This is a genomic window from Virgibacillus phasianinus (assembly GCF_002216775.1).
In the GTDB taxonomy this organism is placed as follows: Bacteria; Bacillota; Bacilli; order Bacillales; family Amphibacillaceae; genus Virgibacillus_F; species Virgibacillus_F phasianinus.
Genome location: NZ_CP022315.1, coordinates 3,798,022 through 3,821,764 on the forward strand (window position 1 = coordinate 3,798,022; position 23,743 = coordinate 3,821,764).

Annotated in this window: 23 protein-coding genes and 1 pseudogene; 2 read left to right on the plus strand and 22 right to left on the minus strand. The window is 38.2% G+C overall.

All coding sequences use genetic code 11. The features are described from left to right. Positions 1-185: 185 nt before the first annotated feature. The 7 genes from CFK37_RS18440 to CFK37_RS18465 form a co-directional block, all read right to left on the minus strand. A complete protein-coding gene (locus CFK37_RS18440) occupies positions 186-527 on the minus strand; it encodes a hypothetical protein (RefSeq protein WP_089063251.1) in 342 nt (113 codons plus the stop codon). A gap of 178 nt (positions 528-705) precedes the next feature. Beyond that, complete coding sequence (locus CFK37_RS18445) at positions 706-1,494, minus strand: lipid II flippase Amj family protein (protein WP_089063719.1); 789 nt, start codon at positions 1,492-1,494, stop codon at positions 706-708. A 160-nt stretch (positions 1,495-1,654) separates the two neighbouring features. Beyond that, the gene (locus tag CFK37_RS20050) at positions 1,655-1,828 is read right to left on the minus strand and encodes a hypothetical protein (RefSeq protein ID WP_157724898.1); all 174 of its coding nucleotides are present in this window, start codon (positions 1,826-1,828) and stop codon (positions 1,655-1,657) included. Between the two features lie 95 nt (positions 1,829-1,923). Next, entirely contained in the window at positions 1,924-2,460 is a 537-nt protein-coding gene (locus tag CFK37_RS18450; protein WP_089063252.1) for a P-loop NTPase family protein, read from the minus strand. Positions 2,461-2,641: 181 nt separating this feature from the next. Continuing rightward, positions 2,642-2,770, minus strand: coding sequence for a YuzL family protein (locus CFK37_RS18455; RefSeq protein WP_089063253.1), 129 nt, complete (start codon positions 2,768-2,770; stop codon positions 2,642-2,644). A gap of 70 nt (positions 2,771-2,840) precedes the next feature. After that, positions 2,841-3,599: a cyclase family protein gene (locus CFK37_RS18460; protein ID WP_089063254.1), complete on the minus strand. Its 759-nt coding sequence runs from the start codon at positions 3,597-3,599 to the stop codon at positions 2,841-2,843. Positions 3,600-3,719: 120 nt separating this feature from the next. Next, a complete protein-coding gene (locus CFK37_RS18465; RefSeq protein WP_089063255.1) occupies positions 3,720-4,289 on the minus strand; it encodes a TetR/AcrR family transcriptional regulator in 570 nt (189 codons plus the stop codon). A 186-nt stretch (positions 4,290-4,475) separates the two neighbouring features. Between CFK37_RS18465 and CFK37_RS18470 the strand changes: the two are divergent. Then, positions 4,476-5,940 (plus strand): annotated as a pseudogene (locus tag CFK37_RS18470) (DHA2 family efflux MFS transporter permease subunit). A 399-nt stretch (positions 5,941-6,339) separates the two neighbouring features. Here CFK37_RS18470 and CFK37_RS18475 read toward each other — a convergent pair. From CFK37_RS18475 to CFK37_RS18545, 15 genes are all read right to left on the minus strand, one after another. Beyond that, positions 6,340-6,861 carry a cupin domain-containing protein gene (locus CFK37_RS18475; RefSeq protein WP_089063256.1) on the minus strand — a complete coding sequence of 174 codons (522 nt, stop codon included), beginning with the start codon at positions 6,859-6,861 and terminating at the stop codon, positions 6,340-6,342. A gap of 145 nt (positions 6,862-7,006) precedes the next feature. Continuing rightward, entirely contained in the window at positions 7,007-8,179 is a 1,173-nt protein-coding gene (locus CFK37_RS18480; RefSeq protein WP_089063257.1) for a quaternary amine ABC transporter ATP-binding protein, read from the minus strand. Between the two features lie 19 nt (positions 8,180-8,198). Further along, positions 8,199-9,071: an ABC transporter permease gene (locus CFK37_RS18485; protein WP_425445352.1), complete on the minus strand. Its 873-nt coding sequence runs from the start codon at positions 9,069-9,071 to the stop codon at positions 8,199-8,201. Between the two features lie 32 nt (positions 9,072-9,103). Next, a complete protein-coding gene (locus CFK37_RS18490) occupies positions 9,104-10,117 on the minus strand; it encodes an ABC transporter substrate-binding protein (RefSeq protein ID WP_089063259.1) in 1,014 nt (337 codons plus the stop codon). 483 nt (positions 10,118-10,600) lie between these two features. Beyond that, on the minus strand, positions 10,601-14,356 hold the full coding sequence (locus tag CFK37_RS18495; RefSeq protein ID WP_089063260.1) for a S8 family serine peptidase: 3,756 nt from the start codon (positions 14,354-14,356) through the stop codon (positions 10,601-10,603). 727 nt (positions 14,357-15,083) lie between these two features. Continuing rightward, positions 15,084-15,560 (minus strand): small multi-drug export protein, encoded by a 477-nt coding sequence (locus tag CFK37_RS18500; protein WP_089063261.1) that lies wholly within the window; start codon positions 15,558-15,560, stop codon positions 15,084-15,086. 28 nt (positions 15,561-15,588) lie between these two features. After that, complete coding sequence (locus CFK37_RS18505; protein WP_089063262.1) at positions 15,589-16,011, minus strand: hypothetical protein; 423 nt, start codon at positions 16,009-16,011, stop codon at positions 15,589-15,591. Positions 16,012-16,014: 3 nt separating this feature from the next. Then, entirely contained in the window at positions 16,015-16,218 is a 204-nt protein-coding gene (locus CFK37_RS18510; protein ID WP_089063263.1) for a helix-turn-helix transcriptional regulator, read from the minus strand. Positions 16,219-16,536: 318 nt separating this feature from the next. Continuing rightward, positions 16,537-17,178 (minus strand): DUF3267 domain-containing protein, encoded by a 642-nt coding sequence (locus CFK37_RS18515; protein WP_089063264.1) that lies wholly within the window; start codon positions 17,176-17,178, stop codon positions 16,537-16,539. Positions 17,179-17,272: 94 nt separating this feature from the next. Further along, positions 17,273-17,731 (minus strand): hypothetical protein, encoded by a 459-nt coding sequence (locus CFK37_RS18520; RefSeq protein WP_089063265.1) that lies wholly within the window; start codon positions 17,729-17,731, stop codon positions 17,273-17,275. A gap of 133 nt (positions 17,732-17,864) precedes the next feature. Further along, positions 17,865-18,980 carry a flavin monoamine oxidase family protein gene (locus CFK37_RS18525; protein WP_089063266.1) on the minus strand — a complete coding sequence of 372 codons (1,116 nt, stop codon included), beginning with the start codon at positions 18,978-18,980 and terminating at the stop codon, positions 17,865-17,867. 264 nt (positions 18,981-19,244) lie between these two features. Beyond that, positions 19,245-20,006 (minus strand): SDR family NAD(P)-dependent oxidoreductase, encoded by a 762-nt coding sequence (locus CFK37_RS18530; RefSeq protein WP_089063267.1) that lies wholly within the window; start codon positions 20,004-20,006, stop codon positions 19,245-19,247. 322 nt (positions 20,007-20,328) lie between these two features. Next, a complete protein-coding gene (locus CFK37_RS18535) occupies positions 20,329-21,123 on the minus strand; it encodes an SDR family NAD(P)-dependent oxidoreductase (protein ID WP_089063268.1) in 795 nt (264 codons plus the stop codon). Positions 21,124-21,183: 60 nt separating this feature from the next. Then, positions 21,184-22,191, minus strand: a complete 1,008-nt coding sequence (locus CFK37_RS18540) for an AraC family transcriptional regulator (RefSeq protein WP_089063720.1) — start codon at positions 22,189-22,191, stop codon at positions 21,184-21,186. Positions 22,192-22,385: 194 nt separating this feature from the next. Then, on the minus strand, positions 22,386-23,009 hold the full coding sequence (locus CFK37_RS18545) for a CGNR zinc finger domain-containing protein (protein ID WP_089063269.1): 624 nt from the start codon (positions 23,007-23,009) through the stop codon (positions 22,386-22,388). 237 nt (positions 23,010-23,246) lie between these two features. On the opposite strand from CFK37_RS18545, the gene CFK37_RS18550 reads away from it, so the two are divergent. Next, the gene (locus CFK37_RS18550) at positions 23,247-23,714 is read left to right on the plus strand and encodes a hypothetical protein (protein WP_089063270.1); all 468 of its coding nucleotides are present in this window, start codon (positions 23,247-23,249) and stop codon (positions 23,712-23,714) included. The last annotated feature ends 29 nt before the right edge of the window (positions 23,715-23,743 follow it).

The window sequence follows — 23,743 nt, forward strand, 5'->3', positions numbered from 1 at the left end:
AAAGTATTTTTAACCTCCACCGTGAACACTTCCAGGTGGGTTTCTCTTCATTTCGCCCTGTCACATTCTTTCACGTCTTTCTTCAGAAGTATCTTTTTCATCACTCATATAATAATGCCCCTTTCAAATTAAACTGCCTTTGTTGAATTCACTTAACTTATTATACCTAAGGGGCTCTACATCAATTAAAACAAGCAATAAATTGCAATTGTGATAAACACTGGTATTAGTAAACTCCTTTTTTTATTCTCCCTCCTTTTATAAATTGTAGACACAATTCCACCTATGATCACTAAGCCAATTCCAAGAAATTTGATAATGGTTAATGCCAGTAAATTTCCAAAGGAGGCGAAAAAATAACCGATAACTAGGAAGCCAATAGTGAAAATAAAATGTAGTGATTTAAAGTCTTTTTTTGCAGAGTTTCTATCATCCGAATCCATTTTTAAATAAGTTCTAACAACCATAAAAGTTGGTGTTCCCCACAAGATTAACAAAGTCATAAGTGAATCAACATCAATATTCATTACCTTTTTCCGGTACACCTCCAATGTTTCTTGTTAACAATGAATTTCCTTTTACAATTCACAGTGATAAGTTGTAGGGGGATTTCTCTTTAATTCTTCTTGTCTCATTTCCCCTCTTCTTACACGAGTATCTTTTTCATTATCCAAGCCCCGATAACATTAAATATGTATTTTCTAACTACGCAATAAACTGAGTAAACCAAGCAATATACGTTGCACCTGGAATGAATAACAATTGTGCTAGAAGCGTTCCTAACAGCCTTGATGTCACCATCATAATAGATGCACTTTTTAAACTGACATAGCTTCCCTTTTGATTGATCACATCATCTGCAAGGATTGAAATTTTTGGGTCAATAAAGACAATGAGTAAGATTGTAGCTACACCATTAATTAAACCCGATGCCATTACAGCTGTGGTTGCCCGTTCGGGTGCAAGCAGTGCTGCATATAGTGCAGATAATACTCCTATAGTGTAAATAGCTGTTATCAGCATATTAATGCAAAATAATTTAATCGGGATATCACGCCAGTTCATATCTTTTAAATAAGAATACCTAGGTAAATGAATATGTTTCTTTGCCCGTTTTAAATAGGGTACTGTAAACCCCTTTTTTAATAACGCTGGAACAGACCCTCGTTCCTCTGCTAAATGGTTGATTGCCCTTGAAAAAATAGCAATAAAGGTTGGTAACAAAAGTAGACCAATAATTGTTCCTAATGTTGCAGAACCAATGATAATCCGATATTGACTAGCAACGAATTCTAGCGTATTTTCTTTTGGTGCCTTATCTATCAAACTTCCTGTGAAAGGCTGCTGCATCATATTCGCTAACCTTGAAACCATTACCATCACATTAAACAGGGAAAGTGCCGATGCTAATAGCTTTACCCTTGCACCTGATAGGCGTACCGAATACGCTAATGTTTCGATTGAATGAATGATTAAGATAAAAAGTGCAATCATTATTAATTGCGTTGTGAAATATTCCAAAGACATTACCTACTTCATTTTATGTTTTTTAAATGGTACCTAATTAAGGTATAAGTTCTATTAAACTACCGAATCAGTAACAAAAGTAATTTCTCCTATTGAACATTGCACTAGTTTTTCTATAGGATTTATTCTATTTTTTATATAAATTCAAACCTAATCTAAAAAACAATATTAAGAAAATCAGAAATAAAAATGTGCCGATTGTACCCCAATCTATTTCTCCATTTTGAATTATACTCACAACCGTAATCCCTACAAGTACGCCCGCAATACTGGAAAGAAAACTTTTTAATTTGTTAGTCAAATTACCGCCCCCTATCCCCTCATTTCAAGGCAACTGTTACAGTTATTCATAACTTAACAGGTAATTAAGAACAATTCCTTATTAGAACAAATTAGCTAATTAGGTTTTAAATAATCCAAAACAATATCGACTCGTTCATCAACTGATAAATCTTCTTCCATCCGTATAATTGGGCACGATAATTCACCCAGCCAGTGTTCGTGTGAAGTTTTACTTCTAACTTCCATACCTGCATGATCGTATAAAGAAGCCCACTTTATAAATTCCTTTGAATGGTCATATTTGCTACCACCAGCTAATACTTCGTTTCCATATCGTTCAAACTCTCTTTGTTGTAACCTCGCAATCCTGATACCTTGGGGAATCCATAGAAATATAACTAAATCAAAACAGGATTTAAAGTTGTTCCCCCAGCCGCATGTCGCTCCTGAAAGAATCCAGTTTTCATATAGTGATAAATCCATTTTTAGCATTTGTCTTCTTGCAGGTACTTGCCTTTGTTTTGTGTATTTGCTTATCCAAAAATAATCATCTGTATCGAGGTGTGTATGGGGTAAGACTTCTGACAACGAAGCACCAAGTGTAGAAGTTCCAGATCCAGCCGCTCCCAATATATGTATTCTGCTTTTCAACTTTGACCTCCATTTAACCATATTTATTTGTTAAAGTAATGGAATTATCTAACAACTATCATTATATAAATACTAACATATTTTTTTGACACTCATTTTAATTTTCTGAAATGAAACTAAAAAGAAAAGACAGGCGGAATTTATATCCTATTTCCTATCTTTTCATTTTAATAATACATAATTAGGATCGCTTCTGTTTCTTCCTGGAAGAATCGGCCTTTTTTCTTCCTGTCTCTCTTAATGTCGTTCCTTGCCCTTCTGTTTCTGATGAACCTAAAACTTTTGATGGATTAGCCTTTTTTCTCGACACTCTCTTCACCTCCAGTTTTAGTGTTCCTTAATATAAATTGGTTATGTTATATAATTGCTGTTTTAGTTAATCAATTTTCAATAAAAGCAACGGGCCTAGTCCACCCACCGCTTGCCTTTTCGATCTTTACCGGAAAACAGGAAACTTTGAATCCGTGTCGAACTGGGATTTGGTCAAGATTCGCCAGTTTTTCAATTTGGCAGTATTCTTGTTCAATTCCTACGTAGTGAGCATCCCACATGACGCCTTTATTTGGCTCATTTTGATGCTGTTTGGCCTGAATGTTTAAGGGAATATCCCAGCCCCATCCATCCGTTCCTACAACTTTGATTCCTTGTTCGATCAGCCAGCGTGTCGCTTCGGCTGAAACCCCTGCATGCAAGAAAGCGAATTGTTCATCATAAAGCTTTTTATCGGCATCACTTCGAACTAGTACGATGTCGTAGGGCTTTAAGGTATAATCCATTTCCTTTAGTTGCTGTTGAAGATCTTCTGGAGAAATTTCATACCCTGCTGGATGATTGCTAAAGTCAAACAAAACAGCATCACCAAAGAACCAATCAAGCGGCATTTCATCAATCGTTCGCGCCGGTTTGCCTTCCGACTGTTCTCCGTAATGCCATGGTGCATCAACATGTGTGCCGGCATGCGTGTTCGCCGTTATCGTTTCTGTCGCCCATGCTTTGCCATCGCGAAATGCCTTTTTTTCAATCCCAAGAAGCTGAGCACCTTGCTCTGCACCTTCTTCGTGTGTGTGGTACATGATGGACGGAGGAAGCGGCTCTTTTACGTTCGGGCTTAGCGGCACACTTAGATCGATTAAATTCATATCTCATCACCTCGTTACTTTATTTTAAGCTTTAAAGTATTTACATTCCATAAAAAATGGATATTTCCTCCTTGCTAAATACAGCCTTTTTCCCCTATTCATAATTGACCCTATAGAAAATCAGGGACGATCATTGATATTGTTTCTAAATACTAGGTTGATTTGTTCTGCCAGGTAGCTTGGACTATAAGGCATTCCTTTCTGTATCCACCATGTCACAATGCCAAATGTTGAGGACGCAATGATTTCAATTGGAACCTGAGTCGTATAAGCATTCATTTTTCTTGTTTCCCGCCTGCTTGAAACAATCCCAATAATTAAACCAAATAGTCTATTGCGAAAATCATTATTTTCCAGCATTACATTGAAGAGAACGGCATGTTCATACATGTGCTCTAAAAACGAGACAATTGGTGAATCGTTTTTATCCTGATTTTCCTCGAATAAAGGATTAATCTTTCTGGTTAATTCTTCAAGCACCTTATCCACCATTTGCTCCTTTAAATCTTCAATATCCTGATAATGCAAATAGAATGTGGCTCGATTTAACTCTGCACGATCGGCTAGTCTCTGAACCGTTAATTTACCTTGATCCCGGTTTTCCTGGAGGAGTGAGATAAACGCATCTTTAAACATTCGCTTTGTGCGAACAACCCGAGGATCCACCTTTTCTTCCTTATTATTAGACATATGATCGCTCCTTTGACTATAATCCCAGTATTTTTTGACATATTACTTTAAAGTGTCAATTAATATACATTTTCTAGGAAAATGAATATGGTTTTTATCTCCTTATCATGTTAACATTCATTTTATTGACACTATATCAATTAGTTAACAAAACGTCAATTAGATAATTGTGAAGGGATTTTGAAAATGAATCATCCGATTAATAAAAAGGTTCTCATGCCCGTCATGCTTTTGGGCTCTTTTTTATCCATCTTGAACCAGACAATCTTAAATGTTGCCTTACCAGATTTAATGGAAGAATTTGAGATTGGTCCAACAACAGTTGATCACTGGCTTTATGCTGGTAAATGGGATTTTGGTACCGGTGACAGCCTTTTTGATGAAACGATATACTACTAGGCAACTATTTCTCAGTTCCATGATTTTATTGTTTGTTGGTACTTTTATTAGCGCCTTTGCACCAGGGTTTGAATTTCTCTTAGTCGGGCGACTAATTCAAGCTGCAGGCGCCGGGATTATTATGCCTCTTTTAATGACGGTTGTTTTTGGAGTTTACCCGAGAGAGGGGCGTGGAACAGCCATGGGATTCATTGGTCTGGCAATGATCTTTGCGCCAGCCATTGGTCCGACTTTGGCAGGTTTCGTTATCGAATATTTTTCATGGCGCTGGATTTTTATCGGCATGTTGCCACTAGTTGCCATTGTCATTCTTTTGTCTTTAAAGTTCCTAGTAAATGTATCGGAAACATCGAAATCCAAACTCGACCTCACTAGTGTGTTTCTTTCAACAATCGGTTTCGGCGGTTTAATATTTGGGTTGAGCAATGCAGGGGATAAAGGCTGGGGAAGTGCTGAAGTGTTGATTTTTATCACTATTGGTGTTATTTTACTAACCCTCTTCTGCCGACGACAACTCACTTCTAATGATCCGTTGCTTAATTTAAGTGTATTTAAAGCTCCAATGTTCACGACAACGACAATCATCAGCGTTATGGTGATGTTTGTCATGTATGCGGATATGATTTTATTGCCGATTTACTTGCAAACCAGCAGAGGCTTTTCCGTTTTGGATACCGCGTTGCTTTTACTTCCGGGCGCACTAGTGAATGCGTTGATGTCACCGATATCAGGACGATTGTTAGATAAATTCGGACCAAAGCCGATCGTTATTGTCGGATTATTATTCTTGATTCCTTCCATTTGGGGAGTAACGCATTTGACTGAAACGACAACGTACAGCTATTTGATGATTCGCACGGTTTTCTTGCGAATTGGCTTGAGTTTTCTAACAATGCCTCTAAATACAGCTGGATTGAACGCCCTTCCAAACCACTTAAGTTCTCACGGTTCAGCCGTTACGAATACAGTGCGTCAACTTGCAGGTTCATTTGGAACAGCACTGATTATCACGATTTATACAGCCAGAACAAATAGTCATGCAACAAAATTGATGGATGAAAACCAAGCGCTGTCTCCCTCGCAATTAGCTCAGAAATCCACGATTCTCGGGACAAACGACGCTTATCTGTTCATGCTGATTTTAGGGATCATTGCCTTCTTTGTCACGGTGTTTATGCGCAAGGAAAAGAACAGTTTAGAAAAAGGAGCAATTGAGAATAAAGGATTGAAGCAGCCAGTTGAAGAACGATGATAAGAAAAGCGCAAGCGCCCCGTTTAGAAGCGGACGTATAAGCAGGGGACCGTAGAACGCTTAAGTTTGGCGTTCGTAGTGTCCATTGCTTATGACGGCAGCTTCAAATGGACACTTACACTAGACATATTTTCGTTTATACTTTCTGATCTTTTTAGAAAATCTAGGCTTGTCACCAATAACTAATGGCGAAAGCCTTAGATTTTTTTATACTTTATACCAATAAAGATTTGCTTTTTCTTAAAGTGGAAAAAAGCCTGTTTATTCCATGAAAATGGAATAAGATAGGCACATTCAATTTCTATTACATATAACCTGCAGTCTTCCTGAAATTATAGATTGATAAGAGCCGGCAGCGCTTTACCTGAACATGCAAAGCACTGTTGACTCATTATAGCGTTAGTCTGGAATTCTATCATATGCCAATTTCATTATAATTTCTTCATGCTCCGAATACTTTGTCAAAAGCTCTTCTTGTGTAAACAATTCGAAATCCTGGAATTCGAATCCTGGCGATACCATACACCCTACTAAAGAGAATGCATCATCTTCCATAACTGAAGATCCAAAGATGGAATTTTTCGGAACCAACGCTTGCGGTACTTCGCCATTATCCAGATCAAGACCTAATTTGATTTCTTTGTATTTGCCACTCTCTTCTATAACATGAATGGTTAAAGGACTGCCAGCATGATAGTACCATAATTCGTCGGATTTCAAACGATGAAAGTGGGAAATGTCCTCAGAAGTCAGTAAAAAATATATGCTCGTATACAGCTTGCGTTTCCCTTCAAAATTCATAGACAGTTCCCCATCCGCTACCTGTTCTTCCGATGCAAATGTGCTTTTATAATACCCGCCTTCTGGGTGTCGGGTAAGGCCAAGTTTTGATACATAATAATTTGGATCGTTGCTGTTCATTGTTTATATCCCTCTTTTTGATAGATTTTACAATGGTAATGGGTCATGCATTTCCGGTTTTTCAATTACTATGTGGTATATTCACTGCTTGGCATCTGTCTAATTCGACAAAATCCGAGAAGCAACATAATCCATTGTCACCTGCTTACGGTGTTAAGCTAGAAAGAACCGTTGCCCTTGGTATAATTCCAACCAGTTTTTGTTCATCAAGAATCGCAATTGGGTAGCCGGATTTCGTAGCTTTGTCAATCAGATCTTGAATGTAATCTTCAGGAGAGGCGGTTTCATATCCACCTTTTAAAACACTTTTTAAATCCTTGCCGTCATTGAGTCCGACCAAGGCATCGTCAATGGATACTATCCCCTGCAGTTTTCGTTCCTTGTCAACAACATATACGCTTGATAGACCATTTGAATTCATCTCTTTGATCGCGACATTCAACCCATCCTTTATGCGAACAAGTGCATTTGGTTTAATCATGATACCTTTAGCCTGAATAACTTTAGAACGGTCAATGTCCTTAACAAACTCTTCAATATAACTGTTCGCTGGATTGGAAAGGATTTCTTCCGGCGTTCCAATTTGTTCAACCGTTCCATCCTTCATCACAGCAACACGGTCACCAATCTTAAATGCTTCGTTTACATCATGGGTAATAAAGATAATCGTCTTTTGCAGTTTGTTTTGTAAATCCAATAATTCGAGTTGCATCTCGCGGCGGATTAAGGGATCGAGGGCACTAAACGGTTCATCCATCAGCAAGATATCTGGGTCATTGGCCAGTGCCCGTGCCAGACCAACACGCTGCTGCATTCCCCCGCTTAATTCATCTGGATATTTATTTTCCCAACCTTTTAATCCAACCGTTTCCAGGCTTGATTGGGCAATTTCCAACCGTTCCTTTTGCGATACTTTACGAATTTCAAGCCCGTAGACTACATTTTGCAAAACGGTACGATGATTAAATAACCCAAAGTGCTGAAATACCATTGCAATCTTTTTTTGCCGATATTTTTTTAATTGGTTGTTATCATATTTTGTTATATCTTCACCATCAACTAGAATGCTCCCACCCGTGGGACGGTTCAGCAAATTTAAACATCGAATTAATGTAGATTTACCACTACCGGAAAGCCCCATAATGACAAACATTTCTCCATCTTCAATCTCAAACGATGCATTTTCAACGCCGACTGTGTGACCTGTTTTCTTTAAAATTTCCTGTTTTGACATCCCTTTTTCAAGATGCTTTAATGTTCTTTTTGGATGGGGTCCAAATATTTTTGAAACATCCTTAATTTCCATTTTAGTAGTCATCTTTTTTTACCCCCTTCAATCAGATCCGTCTTTGGGATTTTTCTGAAATGGCAAGTGTCAGTCTGTCAATGATGATTGCTAGGAAAACAATGCTTAGACCTGCTTCGAATCCTTTTGCCACATCAATTTGATTTAGTGCCGTTAATACCTCTAAACCAAGCCCTTCAACACCAACCATTGAGGCCACAACAACCATAGCAAGTGCCATCATCGTTGTTTGGTTAATACCAGCCATGATGGTAGGCAGGGCCTGCGGGATTTGCACCTTTTTTAATAGCTGCCATTTTGAAGAACCAAAAGATAGACCAGCCTCAACCACTTCATCTGGAACACCGCGGATTGCCAGATTTGTTAACCGCATAACCGGTGGCAGAGCATAAATAATTGTGGACAAAACCCCTGGTACAAGGCCTAATCCGAAGAAAAAGATAGCGGGAATAAGATAAACAAAAGTTGGCATTGTTTGCATCGCATCCAGAAGCGGTTTTGCAATGATTTCAAACCTTTTGTTATATGCCATCAGGACTCCTAGCGGTATACCAATAATTAATGAAATCACCACACTTGCGACGACAATTGCTAGTGTAAACATCGTCATATCCCAATAGCCAAAAATACCAATCAGAAATAAAAATACTGCAAAGACAATTCCAGAGGTTACTGACTTGTATTGGCAGGCTAGTAAGAAAATAGTTAGTATAAAGAACCACCATGGTACCCAAACAAGGAAATCATTAAAGTTAATGAGCAGCCACAAAAGACCGGATTTAATAGCGTCAAAGAAGCCACTACAGTTAACAGTTAACCAATCAACAAGATCGCTTACATATTTTCCTATGTGAAACGTTAGATTTTCTGGAAAATCAAACATATTTAAGGTTGCAGTACACAACCTTCACCTCACTTTCAATAGTTCACCACAAATTACAAAGCTGATTTTACTTTTCTAGCAACATCAGCCGGAACCCATTTACTCCATAAATCTTGATGCTTCTTTAGCCACCATTCTGCAGCATCTTTAGCCTCAGCATTGTTGTCTTGCATGTATACAAGCGCTTCACCAGTTAATTCACTGGATGTCTTGTAGTTTTTTAAAAAGTCGACAACTTTAGGTGCCCGCTCTGGAAGATCTGAATTAACGGCAATATAAATCTTATCTACAGGAAAAGCCGTCCCATAATTCTTATTCCAAATTTCCTGATCGTACTCAGGTTCTTTGAGCATTGTCATGTCATACTTACTTGTAATCCATGTCGGTGTCCAATAATACCCAACCCATGGTTCATGATTTTTGAATGCTTTAACAATGGATGTTGATAATGCTGCTGCGGATCCAGGTGTAAAATAGTTAAAATTTTCATCGAGTCCATAAGTTTTCACTTTTTGCTTCATAATTTCTTGAGCGACAGATCCGCTATATCCCCCAATAATCCGTCCTTTAGTAGGATCGGCAGGATCTTCAAAAAGCTCAGCGTATTTCGCTAAATCCTTTACACTTTTTAAATCTGGCGCCATTGGCTCAATTCCCTTTTCAGGATCTCCCTCGATCATATATGTGGGTACAAAAAAACCTTGTTTATCTGTTTTAAAGTTTGTCCCAAGGGTTACAATATCGCCTGCCTCTTTCGCTTCGTTATAAGGTTTTTTTAGATTGTTAATCCAAATTTCCATATAGGCGTCAATCTCACCATTTCTGAGACCAGTAAATGTGGCAGATGTTGATCCATTTATAACATCCGTATTATAGTCATAACCATTTTCAATAATGAATCCCGCGATTTGGTTATGTACGCGAATACTGTCCCACCCGGCATCAGCAAATACAATTGTTCCATTACTGGCTTGCCCTTTGTCTTCAGATGTTGCGCTACTGTAAATACCTAATCCAATTAAAAGACACAACATGGCTGACCAAATAAATGTCCATTTATGTTTCATTTTTCCGCTCCTTTCTCTGTTTACTAATCCAAACAACTAATTATAATCGACAAAATCTTTTATTTATTCCCCGTCAAAGAAAGATGCAAACCTAAATATTCGCAACCATTTTAAAATGAAATTAATCATCAGCTTCTTCGTTAGATTTGTTTCCAATTTATTTCGGCAACCTATGTAGAATAACATCTACAGGTATAGTTTCAAGAGGAATTCGGAAAGTCGTATGTATATGATTAAATTAATGAGGGATAACGCTTTAGCTTTAGCTAATACCGCTAAAATCGCTTAAAATTGATATTAATCGACCTATATTGCTTTTTATGGGGAAATTTAAGTTTGCTAAGAATCGCTGAATTTGTAGTTTCCTGAGCAAGCGCCTGCTTTCACAGGATTATAAAAAATGGTAGATCGTTTACTTAATGAAACCACTTTTACAAAAAAAACGCCCCAGCTTTCCTAACGGGAAAGTTGAGGCGTTTTTGTCTATTGCCACTTTTCTATCAAGGCATTGGCACCTGCCTTGAGCATGTTGTACGCTTCAGCAGAAATTAATTCATTTTCTTTCTGATGGTCAAGCAGCAATTTAAAGCCTTTTATGTGCTTAACAACTTTTCCCCCCAAGCCCTTTTCTTCGTAAGTGTTCACAGCAGTTAAATGCATTGTTAAGGCACGGACGGCACGGTCATTGGCAAATTCCCCCGCTTCCTTGTATTCCCTAACTAGCGCCAGCATATTAGCTGCATTCGTTTCGCCATTATGTTTAACTGTAATTTTATATGGATCAGTTGTGGTGTTAATGCCGGCTTCATCTTCAACATATATCGTCACGTAATAATCGCCATTCGGTACATCTTCCGCAGGCCACCATTTCTTTCTAACAGTATGTTCATTGTCTATCTCAAATTGTTTGATGACTTTTCTATCAGAGTTTTTTATTGATATTATCCAATCCATACGTTTGGAACCAAATGCTGTTATGTTTGCAGGGTTTTGCTTATTCACCTTATCTCCTGAGATGCGCTTATAATCAATCATGACCTCAGCATCAACTTCGGAATCGCCACCCCATACATGGAATCCGACATTATGAGCATAGTCTATGGCGGTCACAACAATAGATTCAGGCTTTTCGCTGACGATATTGGAAGTTTCATTTGGTTCCGTGCTGTAATAATGACCATTAACCCACAATATAGCACCATTATAGCCGCTGCCTTTGTCTTTGGCATCCCAGGAAATTTGATACTTATCATTTTTGGGGGTCACCTTAATGTTACTGATAGAAGGCGCAATAGAATCAACTTTAATTGGTATATTCTCCTTCTGTGGTTCAGCTCCTTCGAAAGCTAGCTGACTCGTCAAAACATAACTATAGTCACCATCTGAAAGGGTCTTGTTATCAGCATCGGTCGAATTCCAATTAACCATTTCATATTTATAAAAGAAATTACCAAAAGTCATTACATTTTTGCGAAACTTCCACGGTTCTCCCGTGAATTCACTATAATTACTGATAAAATCAACTTGTTTTCCATTATTATCTTCTATACTCAGCTGTAATTCTTTCAAATTTCTTAGAGCAGTGAATGACGGATATACACCTTTTACAATTGATCTAGGTGAGACAGCAATGTGTTCCGGATCAAAATTCCCAGTTGCACGATTATACCCTAAAGGCAATTTGTTTAAAGCATCCCACAGCACAGTATGTCCAAGAAATGGATCACCTGAAACAGGAGATGGATCCAAGTTATTCGGTTTGTCCCAGTCCCCGTAAAATCCAGTATATGGTACGTTAATTGGAGGTGATTCCTTAGCCGTTTTACCTTTTGGTACAAAACGAACAAACCCCTCAACAAACCGATTTTCACTTAAGCTTCCCGGTAAATTAATTTCTACATGCAATTCTTCATCCTTTTTGACTTTAAAATTGTAGCCTTTTTTCTCTGATACTTTTTTTCCATTAATAGTGACCTTAGCATCTTTCACCTTTTTACTTTTCATTGATAAATAATTATATGTTTTGTCATTCTCGCCGTCTCCATTTGTATCAAATGATTTCTCTTCTGTAGCATCCGTCATCACATCTACATACACTCGATATTTGTCAAAAGGATGGATGCTTTTTCTATCTAAAATTTCTGGTGTCAATGTAAATGAAATCGTCTTATCTTTAATTTCTTTAAGAGCTACCGAAGCAGATTTCATCGGATTATCGGCATCTTTATGTGTAATTAGAATCGGCGTTTGAACAGCTTTGTTAATCTGCATTAAACCTGCCCCTTGCTTTCTTGGGGAATAAGGTAATTGTCCCTTTGTCCCTGGACGATATATGATTTTTGATGTATTCATTAACGCCGTTTTTGCTTTAGCAATTGTCGCTGCGTTGTGTTCGTAACCTTTATTATAAAAGGATTGTAAAACCAATGCGCCGCCTCCCGCAACGTGCGGTGCCGCCATTGATGTCCCGCTCATAACTTTATATTTATTGTCAGGAACCGTTGAGTAAATCTTACCACCCGGTGCCGTGATTTCTGGTTTGAAACTTAAGTTCGTGGGCAAGCCCCAGGCAGAAAACCCAGACATTTCCCCTTTATTAGGATTAGAAACCCAAGTACCTTTGAAATTTAACTGTGCCTTAACACTTTTACCATCTTGTAGTCGTTCGACAATGGAATGTCCTATTTGTTTACTGACGGTTACAGCTGGTATTGTATTAGGGTTAAACCGCAATTTGGGGTAATCTGCCATCTCTGGTGCGGGAATAACAATTACACCGAAAGCCCCATGATCTTCAGCGGAATATTGGAATGGAGTGTAGGATCCATATTTTTGAGATAGTGAAACAACGGCAATTTTCCCTTTCACATCTTTACCCTGATAATCCTCATCCAACCCTTCACCAACGTTTACTAAAGGATATGTCTTATCCTTCTCCAGTACATCTTCAAATAATTTTGTATTTGGTTGAACTTGATAAGGGACCAAAGTTTCATCTTCTAATTCAAGGGTTTGCATTTTTACTGCATCATTTTCTGACGAAGCAACCTGTAAAGCGTATGGACTGACGCCTGGGTCACCTACAGTGCCAATGTCAGGGTTTTCAGCAAACGGCTTATATGTCCTGGGAAGACTTGAGGTCTCTGTGCTATATGATGCATTTCCCCCAGCGGCAACAACTAAAATCCCGCCTTGAGTGGCTTTTTTAGTTGCCTGTTGAATCGGTGCATTCTCATTCACGTACCCTGCGTCACCCCCTAGGCTCAAGTTAATAACATCCGCCCTCATCTGGATGGCGTGATTAATACCCGCCACGACATCGTCTTCATAGGCTACTGCACCCGAATCAGAAAATACCTTTTCAGCAAGCAATTGCACATCTGGGGCAACACCTCTCACACCATTCTTGTCCCCATTTGCGCCAACAATCCCAGCGACATGCATACCATGCGGATCCCCATTTGGTTTGACATTGGTATCTTGGTCTGCCCAGTCATATCCGGAAGGCACTTTGTATGAATACCATTTGTCGTCAACCGCTGTCTTCGCTAATTCTCCCTGAATAGTATTCTTGGTCCATTTGGCTTGTTCTTTAGCTTCTTTAGACAATTCAAAGTCTTTATGTTGAACATCAATGCCGGAATCAACAACCGCTACCAACATTCCTTGCCCCTTTAGATCATACTTTTTCCAGGTCTGTACAGCTTTTACAAGTTCTTTACTTTTCGTTAGGGCATGCTTATACGTTTTTGCAACCTTAACGTTTTTTACATTTTCTATTTTCTTGATCTCTTTTATGTTTTTAAAAGCTGTTTCCAAGCTGAATCCGAAGTTGCTGATATAAAATTGATGACGAATTTCTGTCTTGTTGGCCTTTTTCTTCTTGTTGATTTGACCGATGACTTGATCTTGAATCTGTTTAAGCCGATTCTTTTTGGCCGTGAGGGATTTGGTACTTGGTTTCTCTAATTCAACGATGACCCTGACTTGATCTGATGGTTGATAGTTTAGTTGATTACCCTCTTCATCGTACAAACCTTGTTCTTTCGCAGCCTCTTTTTCTTCTAATAGCATTTTTTCTTTCGATTGCTCAATAATCTTTTTAACATCTGTATTTACATTTTCAACCTGTGGTTCATTCGTTTGGGCCAATACCGGTGTGCTTCCAAGCATTACAATCATTATTATAGCCAACATTTTGCCAAGTAACGATTGAATCACTTTCTTCCTTACATACATATATACATCCCCTTTTTATAATCTACCAATTTATCATATTTCAATATGTTAGATTATTTCAATAACTTCTATTAGGTTATCATAGGTTATTGCATCTTTTTATTGGGGTAATTTTATAGTGGAATATGACTAAATAGACATACACATGATTAGCAGCTCATTATTCTGGTAGGCATTTAAATTGAGCAGTAAAGGCCGTATTACCTGCCTAAATATAAGTCTTGTGGTGCCTTTTATAATGAGGGAAAATGGATAAAATATGATTGGGAAGATACGGCTTTACTGAAAAATATTGGGGCAAGGGTATTTTTTCAGTCACGTATATAAACAAAATTGTGCGTGGAACCACTGAATATTAGAGAGATGGAAACGAAAGGTTTTATAAAATAATACTTAAGTGCGGGGTATAAATACCTTCTAAGTTTTATAAAAAGTTCAATCAAAAAAGGGCCATAAGAGAATACCGGAATTCCCGACTGCTCTTCCAGATGAATGTTTTGTTACTATCAAAGGCTATCTTTCTAAGAGTATGTTCACTTTTTGCAATATCTATCATCCAAGTAGAAACGTATGTTGTATCATAATTGAGACCCCATAATGAAAATGGTTACGCAACATTATGGCCCTTATGATGAATACGAGCGCCAAGCCCTTATTCCGGATAGGCACCCGGTCCTAAATTCAATTTTTCCTGGCAATAATCACTTTTAGTTACCTCCAAATGATTTTAAATGAGATTAGCAAAGCTGAAACCGTATACAGAACCAATAGCAAATACAATGGTCCACACCGCCAAACTTACTGTCATCCAGCTAATTACCCGGACTTTTGATGAACCAAACGTTAATGCAAGGACAGCTGCTATATCTGTTCCTACTAGTATTGGCGCAAGTACAGCTAAACCAGGTACACCATATTTATCCCATATCCTTTTAGATCTAGTCTCTCGTTTGGTAGGCTCAGTCTTTCCCTTTTTTAATCTTCTCTCTGTACGCCACCCCGTAAATTGTTTAAAAAAGAACCCTAGTAAAAGGATTAAAATTAAATTTCCAACAAAGGCCGCCATTCCCACAGCAATCGGATGCAGCCCCCAAATAACACCAAGTGGTACAACAAGTGAAACATCAACCCATGGTATGATAGAAAACAAGAATAAAACGAAATACTGCCACATAACACCTGCTTCTTGAGCCCAATCCAGCATATTTATCCCCCCCCAAATTCATTAAAAATTAACTGAACTTACGAATCGTTAACCAATAAACAAGATATTGACCGAGTCCTAAAGCACCAATACATAACAATGGAACTAAATGATGACTTGAGAAAATGAAACATACTACCGCTGCCACTGGCAGAGCAAAAGTGTAATAAATATAAACACTACGGCATGCCTTAAATGTGATCCATTGCTGTCCTTCATCCATTTCACGAAATTCTGGCGGAATAATCCCCCATGAGTTTATAGGATGATCAGGATTCTGACGATTGTGTATCTGAATGAAGATTACCCATAAAATAACGAAAACCAAAATAATCCCAAAAAATATTCTTATGCTAGTCGTAGATCCAATTGACGAAAGTACGAAACCTAAAATTACGAAAAGAAATAATATCATTGGTATAAACGGTGACCGTAAAACGCGTGGTAACATACGTCATTCTTCCTCCTTTAAGTAAAATATTTCTTCCACTGTGACATTGAAGGCCTTGGATATTTTCAGGGCCAATGAAATCGATGGTGCATAATGTCCTTTTTCAATTAACCCAATTGTTTGACGTGTGGCACCAATCGCTTCCGCTAAATCCTGTTGTGTCCATTTAAAACGTGCACGTAATTCGCGAACCCTATTTTCAAGCATTCTAAAAATCACTTCCTAATACTTAATTAACCATATTGTAAATGATGATTTGCAAAATGTAAATGATAATTGTCATTATGTAAGAAATAATTGCGTTTATGATAAATTAAAATCCTTAACTTTCGAATTTACAAAAGAAAAAGACGCAACCCCTTTTTAAGAGTGCGCCAAATAATTCCTTAAATATTCAATAAGGCTGAATTCAAGATGATAAACTCAACCCTATCTTAGAAAGTTAACCTTCTTCAATTGATTAAAAATATGTGAAAATGAACCGCAGCAATTGCAACAGTTACTTAATAAGCCCTATTAGTAATCTTAATTTGTTTTAGTTTCATTATACTTTTCGTTCTGTACGTATTTCCAATAAGTCTTAGTTCCATTATTTAGTAAAACTGCTTTTTTTGGAACTTGTGTTAATAAAAGAATGAGATTAAGTATATCTACTGAAGATGCCATAGAATTAATCAATATTAAGAACTTGAATGTAGTTGTTAAGGCTCCTAAAAGACTTAGTATGATTGGTAACAGAATTGATATTATAACAAAAGGAGCCATCGTAACAAGTATATATCTTGATTTGGATACTTCCTCCTCCGTTAGTACATAACCACCAAACAGAGTAAGCCCAATAAATGTTTTTTGTGATCTAATGAAGTTAGGAATAAACGCCAAATGAAATAGTTCGTGCACAATTATCAGTAAAAATATCCAGATAATAACAACAAAATTAATTGTTATGGATATGGAATCAGATGTCAGACCAAATTCATTCAAAGAAATAGTTGAAAAGGTATTTATCACACCTATGGTAATCAGTGCATTTAAAATCATTAAAGGAAATGATAGGGCAATAGCAACACCCAAACTTTTAGGCTCATTCATCGGAAACCATTCGTTTTCGACTAGATTTAAATGTATTCTATCATCAGTCTTTGGAATTCTGTTTTGTATTCTCATTAAGGTCCCCCTAAATTGCTATTGGGCTTAACAGCATCATTATTACAAAAAGCAACTGCCCTTTTTGAACAATTACACCCGTTGGTAGAATAACTTAAGCACGCCTAACATCATTCTTTTTAAAATTAAACGATATAATAAGTACAAGAATATAGAACAATGACATTAGTAATGAATATGCAGCGTAATTTAAATCTAGTAAACTATTTATTCCATATAAGGGTGTGGTAAAGATTAAATAAAAAGGATACTGGATTGAGGCAATTGAATCCAATACCACATAGTCGAACATTACGTTCTCAAACGACTTTATTAGAAAAATTATTCCGCCAGATATAATCCCAAGTGTTGAAAATATCTGCAATTTCCTGGTCCCACTTTTTCCGTTCGAACCTTGTTTAGCGAAGAGTAACAGGATTATTATAAATAATGTAGTGGTAAGGAAGTTAAAGATGTTCATATTTAGGTCTGGATGCTTTGCAGAGGGCATCAAATTTGTTGAAAAAGCCAACAAATATGAGCATATTAACAGAAAGAAAAATTTATTTGTCATATTGTTCCCTCCCTTAGATTGCTTGCTTCTTTCAAAATCCAGCAATGTTAATGATATTATTATACGTAAATTCTATCATAATTTCCCTACTATCCATCTTAATTTTCTGAAATGAAAACAAAAAAAAGATCGTTTAGACGCGATCTTTTTTCTCAACTAAATTAATGGTTTGATAAACTGCCTGCTCAGCTGACCGAAGTGCTCCTTCAAGATGTCCGCTAAATTGTGCATTCGTTTCTGTACCGGCAAAAATAATTTTCTTTTCCCATACACCTTCTACTGGTGGTTGACCATAGCTCTGATAATCTTTAAAAGGACTAAAGTCTTCCTCAACAGCCGTTTCAGAATCGCTGGACCAATCTTTATAAAGAATAGCCTTTGCATTTTTAGCTTCACTTCCATAGAGCTTTATTAACTGGGCTTCAACCAAGTTTAAAACTTTATCTTGCCCCATTTTTTCACGTGCTTCTGCAGGTATTCCGAAGAAACCAAATAATGCACCAGAGCCATTATTAGGGGAAGCATCATATATTTCTTGTAAGGGACCAACACAACTCAACACATATCCGGAAAGTCCTAATTCTCTCCAGAAGGGACGGTCATAGACTGCAACTACCTTGGCCTGTTCCGCCATCCAGGTCGGTTTCTTTTCCATGTCAGTAATAAGATTTGGAGAAAGGGAGGGAGAAAATTCAATGTGACCTGCCACAAGACGAGGTGGCAATGCGAAAATAACAGCATCTGCAGAAATTTTCGTTGTCTTTCCATCAGCAAGGTCTGCTTCAACCGCGATCTCTCCAGCTTCATCCAACTGAATTTTCTTCACCCGCGTTTCTAGCTCAACTATTTCTGAGGGAATAGTTTCTGCTAGGGCGTCAATAAGAGACCGCACACCTCCAGCCAATCGAATCGACTTTTCATCAGAACTTTCTTGCAGCGCACAGCGCTCTGGTGGCTTAATTTCAAATCGTTCTATAAGTATTTCGCCTTTATTATATTGGGCGAGGGTTTCTAAATTTAGTTCTTCAACTAGATTAGCAATATAACTCTCGTGCTGTGGCCAAAACCATGTCGGGCCAAGGTCAAAATTACCTAGGTCAGGCCTGTTTGGGACAGACTTACTCAACACCCTGCCACCAATTCTATCTCTAGCCTCTAGGACCCTACATTCAATGCCTTGTTCAGTAAGTAGTGATGCTGCACGCAGGCCACTTAAACCCGCACCTACAATGATTACAGGATTGTTCATATTTTCCTCCTCTTGACTTTATGTTGTACCTCTATTAATTTAAATCATCATAACACGCATAAAAAAACCAGACAAATTATTTAGAATACCTTTTGACTTTGTATAACCAACGTAAACTCACTTTTAAAAATGTCAATAAAACAGCCCAACTCCTCCAAAATACGAAGAAGATGGGCTAATATTTTAGGAATCTATTTTTAACTTAATCGATAACTATAATTCTAGTTTCTCCATAGAAATCTATAAAGTTGTATCGGATTTCAATTATTGGGCGGTTTCTCCACCATCTACAGGTAAATTCACACCAGTCACATAAGCTGCCTTATCAGAACATAACCATACAGCCGCGTTCGCTTGGTCTTCCGGTGTGCCCATTCGACCGATAGGAATGGACTGCTCATAAGCTTTCGCCTGCTCTGCAGCGTCTTTAGACCATTGTGCTACACTGGCTGTTCGTGTCATCCCCGGACAGATAGAATTCACGCGAATGCCTTGTTTTCCAACCTCAAGTGCCACTGTTTTCGTGAGCCCGTTCACTCCCCATTTTGACGATGTATACGTTGCAAGACCTGGTGTTCCAGCCAGCCCTCCAGTGGAAGCAGTATTCACAATGGCTCCACTTCCTGATTTGGTCATTGCACGAATTTCATGTTTCAAGCAATAAAACATCCCATCTAGATTGACACCCATGGCCCGATTCCAGTCTTCTGTTTTCGTTTCAGTAACCGGAGCAGTCGGTGCACCGATTCCTGCATTGTTATGGGCCCAGTCCAATTTCCCATAAGTTTTAACGGCTGTATCAATCAAATTTTCAACCTGTAGTTCTTCCGCAACGTTACATTCAACAAATATTGCGTCGCCACCGTTCTTCTTAATCAAGCGCACGGTTTCTTCCCCAGTCTCTTTGGAGACATCTGAAACAACTACCTTTGCGCCCTCTTCCGCAAAAGCGATTGCACTTGCACGACCAATACCTGAACCTGCCGCAGTAATGATACCAACCTTACCTTCCATTAATCCTGACACTATAACAGCTCCTTTTGTTGTGATAAATTTACATTTCACGTTTCTAAATTGTTTTGTTCACATAAATTATTTTAATTTCAAACCGTTTACCTAAAAACTATTTAATGTCAAACAATTTAAATGCAATTGTACATTGAATTTCTTTAAAGCGCAAATATGATGTTCAAAGATAACAAATCAAAAAATATAGGTTGATTAACCTCTTTTGCCTTTTTATTAAAAATAATAATCACGATAGACTTTGTAATGTTTTTCAGCAATAAGAAAAGGATGCCAATTCATTTGAACTGGCATCCTTTTAAACCACAATACATGATGATTGCTAAAAAATAGTCGGTACTAGCCCGCCATCCATGCGGATAGGTGACCCTTTAAATGCGGACGCATAAGGACTACAGATAAATGTGACCGTTCTGCCTATTTCAGCAGGTCTGATAAACCGCTGTATTTCAGATTGCGGTAGGTTTGTAGACATAAATTCCTTCTCTTTCTCCAAAAAGGTCATATCTTCATTAAGGTACATATCCTCAATGATTTGATGCACATTTTCGGAGAGTGTTGGTCCTGGCATAATTGTATTGACTGTAACTTCTGTCCCTATTGTTAATTTAGATAAGCTTTTTGACAATGACAGTAGCATTGATTTTGTCATACAATACTGGGGCATTTGTCCTGAAGGCATAACTGCTTCCTCACTTGCAATAAAGATAATTCTGCCAAAATCATTGTTCTTCATTTTAGGTAAATAAAACTTTGATAATCCATTTGCAGCAAGAACATTGGTGCGAAAATATTTTTCCCATACTTCATCGTCAGCTTCCTCATATTGCATGATTTCATAAATACCCATATTGTTAACTAAAATATCAATAGTTGGGTGTTTTTTAAATAAGGCTTCTCTTTGCTGACTATCCACAATATCAGCTGCAGCATTTTGAGGAGAGGTGGCCGGGAAATCTGATTTAATTTCATTTACAATTCTTTCTACCTCTTCATCATTTCGCCCATTAATTAGAACATTAACACCTTCTTTGGCAAGTTCAATGGCAATTGCTTTACCTATCCCTTTCGTTGATCCTGTAACTAAGGCTGTTTTATTGTTTAATCCCATTTCCATTATCTATTTCTCCTTTTCATCTACTTGAAAAAATAAAAGTATTAAAAACAAGTTAATTTATCAAGTTTTCACTAAATGTTCGGTACGCCAATTTGAAGGGGTATCATCTTCCCAAAGGCGAAAGGCCCGGTAAAACGAGTTTTGGTCTTCATATCCAATCAAGAAGGCCACTTCGCTAATATCGAGCGTGGGATCCGCTAAGTACTCCCGCGCCTGCTCATGTCGGACATGGGTCAACAGATGCTTGAAGCTCGTTCCCTCGTTAGAAAGTCGACGCTGTAAAGTACGATCGCTCATCCCCAACTCGCCTGCGACGATCTGAATGTTGGGACGGCCTCCCGTCAGGCTACGTTTCATGATCCACTTGACCATCCTGGTGATGGAGGTGCGGTGCTGTTGCTCATCTAACGATTGGTCCAATACAGGAGCCAGAATCTTTAGCAACTCCGCGTTGTACGAGACAAAGGACCTATCCAGGTCACTTCTGTGGAGCGTTAATTTGTTACAATTTCCACCGATCTGGACACGACAGCCGAAGTAAGCTTCAAGTGACTGTACATCGCCCATCGAATGTGAAAATTCAACGGACCTTGCCGTCAAATGTTTACCCTGACCTGTTCCCCTTCGCCCTAGTTCTAGAAGAAAAGCCAGCGTAATACCAATCAGCATCGACGGACCGGGTTGCTCACTATCCAACCATTTCAGTTCGATTGTACAATACTCGTCTTCCTCGGTGATTCGTAAGCTTTCAGGAGGGCAAAGTTGTTTGTACCGAACCATTCGTGTTAGTGCGTCACGATAGTCACGAGCATGGTAGGCTGCTAAAACGGCAGGCGGGTAATGAGCAGTTTCAAAGCCGGTCGCAAGCTGGATAATCCCTTTGGCAGTGTCACCTATAAGTTCGGAATATGCATGCCAAATTGAAAAATACTGAGCGGTGTTAACAACTGGTTCAGTAATAATGGTGAGCGGAAGTCGTGCTTTTCGAACTACTTTGTTGGGGGCGATCCCTAATTGGTGTAATCCTGTCCAAAAGCCTGCTGGGATTTTAATACGATTATGAGACATCATTCATAAGGTCCCCCCTTTAGCTATCTATAGCTTTACTAGTTTGATTGCGCGCTGATTTGTAAGTGGAACAGTTATTATATTACCTATCTAGAACCGTTTTGTAACTAGCGAATAACGACATTCCACTTGTTGATTACGCCAAATGATTTCATATGTGTGCCTGTTTGCTTAAATAACGATAATGAAGACTATTACTTTTTATTATGATAAAATCGCTTTGCTTTTGCACGATTCCCGCAGTCTGCCATCGAACACCATCGTCTGCTGCGATTACGGCTTGTATCCAAAAATAACCAACCACACGGAGCTCCTTCACACTTTTTCACTCTGCTGAGCTCTTTTTCAGAAATAAGAATTTCTATAGCGGATTGAACAATCGGTGAAAGCATTCCGTCTAATGTTTCTTCACAATTCAACAATTCCAATGAAAATTTATTTTTACCAGGCACAACTCGCATCGTCCCGTAAGCATTACCCAGGGCTTCGTTCAAAATAGAAAGATCCTTAGAGACCGGCGTTTCATTGTTTGATACTAAACTAAATATTTGGTAAATCGATTCCCGCAGCTCAACAGCTTGTTGGAGAACCTCTTTTGCCTTAGCAGGTTGACTTTCTGCTTTTTTTAATAGTGAAAGCGATTGTTGTTCCTTAAGAATATTGGCATGCAAACTCCAGTTTATAAGCTTCTCGTAACTCGTCAGCAGCTCCTGTGATTTCTCACTGCTATCGTGCCAACTTACCGTATTGGCAAAATCCAAGCACAAACGCCCACCGAGTAAATCAGGCTTGTGTACATCCTTATTTATATCTGACATGTGATTCTCCTTGTCTTACCGTAAGTATTTTGAAGGTCTAGGAAAAATAACCTTAAACTTTCCTTATAACCATTATAAAAGTTATTGACAGTTAGAATCAATCACTTTACAATATAACCATCAAAACAATCATAGAAGGTTATACACATCTGGGACCCGAAAGTCATTCTGAATGATGATTATCATTATTTACTGTTGTGTGTATGCATAACAAAAAATTTATTGGAGGGGCTAAACATGAGCGAAGCATTAAGAAACTCGGTTAAAACGATGGTAAGGGAAACATTTGAAGGACCCCCAGTTCCTATAAAAGGAAGCTGGTTTACAAATTCTGAACCGAATTCAGGAATTTTCGGTGTAACAGGTGGATTGTCTTGCGACGAAGCTTCACTGTCAGTTCATGGAACAACATTGGCTGCCCATACTGATCACGTCCGCTATCACATGTGGGGAACCAATGAAATTTTAAAAAATGGGAAACAACCGGAAATGGATTGGGGAAAGAGCTGGGATATTCATTCGGTAGATGAGCAGCAATGGAACCGCATTCAGGAAGGATTGCGAAATGAATACTTAACACTATTGGAATGGATTGACGCTATTGAATGGAATGAACTACTTGCCAATGAAGTATTATCTTCCTTGGCTCATTCATCGTATCACCTTGGGGCCATTCGACAAATATTAAAAGCAGTCAAGGAGTAGCTTTGACATAAGCCTTGATCAAACCGTCT

Excerpts from the sequence above, each read along its gene's own strand:
- CFK37_RS18535 (WP_089063268.1), bottom strand. The coding sequence starts at position 21,123 with ATGGAAATGGGATTAAACAATAAAACAGCCTTAGTTACAGGATCAACG.
- CFK37_RS18495 (WP_089063260.1), bottom strand. The coding sequence starts at position 14,356 with ATGTATGTAAGGAAGAAAGTGATTCAATCGTTACTTGGCAAAATGTTG.
- CFK37_RS18500 (WP_089063261.1), bottom strand. The coding sequence starts at position 15,560 with ATGCTGGATTGGGCTCAAGAAGCAGGTGTTATGTGGCAGTATTTCGTT.
- CFK37_RS18475 (WP_089063256.1), bottom strand. The coding sequence starts at position 6,861 with ATGAACAGCAACGATCCAAATTATTATGTATCAAAACTTGGCCTTACC.
- CFK37_RS18445 (WP_089063719.1), bottom strand. The coding sequence starts at position 1,494 with ATGATTGCACTTTTTATCTTAATCATTCATTCAATCGAAACATTAGCG.
- CFK37_RS18465 (WP_089063255.1), bottom strand. The coding sequence starts at position 4,289 with ATGTCTAATAATAAGGAAGAAAAGGTGGATCCTCGGGTTGTTCGCACA.
- CFK37_RS18505 (WP_089063262.1), bottom strand. The coding sequence starts at position 16,011 with ATGTTACCACGCGTTTTACGGTCACCGTTTATACCAATGATATTATTT.
- CFK37_RS18520 (WP_089063265.1), bottom strand. The coding sequence starts at position 17,731 with ATGACAAATAAATTTTTCTTTCTGTTAATATGCTCATATTTGTTGGCT.
- CFK37_RS18460 (WP_089063254.1), bottom strand. The coding sequence starts at position 3,599 with ATGAATTTAATCGATCTAAGTGTGCCGCTAAGCCCGAACGTAAAAGAG.
- CFK37_RS18540 (WP_089063720.1), bottom strand. The coding sequence starts at position 22,191 with ATGTCTCATAATCGTATTAAAATCCCAGCAGGCTTTTGGACAGGATTA.
- CFK37_RS18480 (WP_089063257.1), bottom strand. The coding sequence starts at position 8,179 with ATGACTACTAAAATGGAAATTAAGGATGTTTCAAAAATATTTGGACCC.
- CFK37_RS18510 (WP_089063263.1), bottom strand. The coding sequence starts at position 16,218 with ATGCTTGAAAATAGGGTTCGCGAATTACGTGCACGTTTTAAATGGACA.
- CFK37_RS18490 (WP_089063259.1), bottom strand. The coding sequence starts at position 10,117 with ATGAAACATAAATGGACATTTATTTGGTCAGCCATGTTGTGTCTTTTA.
- CFK37_RS18545 (WP_089063269.1), bottom strand. The coding sequence starts at position 23,009 with ATGTCAGATATAAATAAGGATGTACACAAGCCTGATTTACTCGGTGGG.
- CFK37_RS18525 (WP_089063266.1), bottom strand. The coding sequence starts at position 18,980 with ATGAACAATCCTGTAATCATTGTAGGTGCGGGTTTAAGTGGCCTGCGT.
- CFK37_RS18550 (WP_089063270.1), top strand. The coding sequence starts at position 23,247 with ATGAGCGAAGCATTAAGAAACTCGGTTAAAACGATGGTAAGGGAAACA.
- CFK37_RS18515 (WP_089063264.1), bottom strand. The coding sequence starts at position 17,178 with ATGAGAATACAAAACAGAATTCCAAAGACTGATGATAGAATACATTTA.
- CFK37_RS18440 (WP_089063251.1), bottom strand. The coding sequence starts at position 527 with ATGAATATTGATGTTGATTCACTTATGACTTTGTTAATCTTGTGGGGA.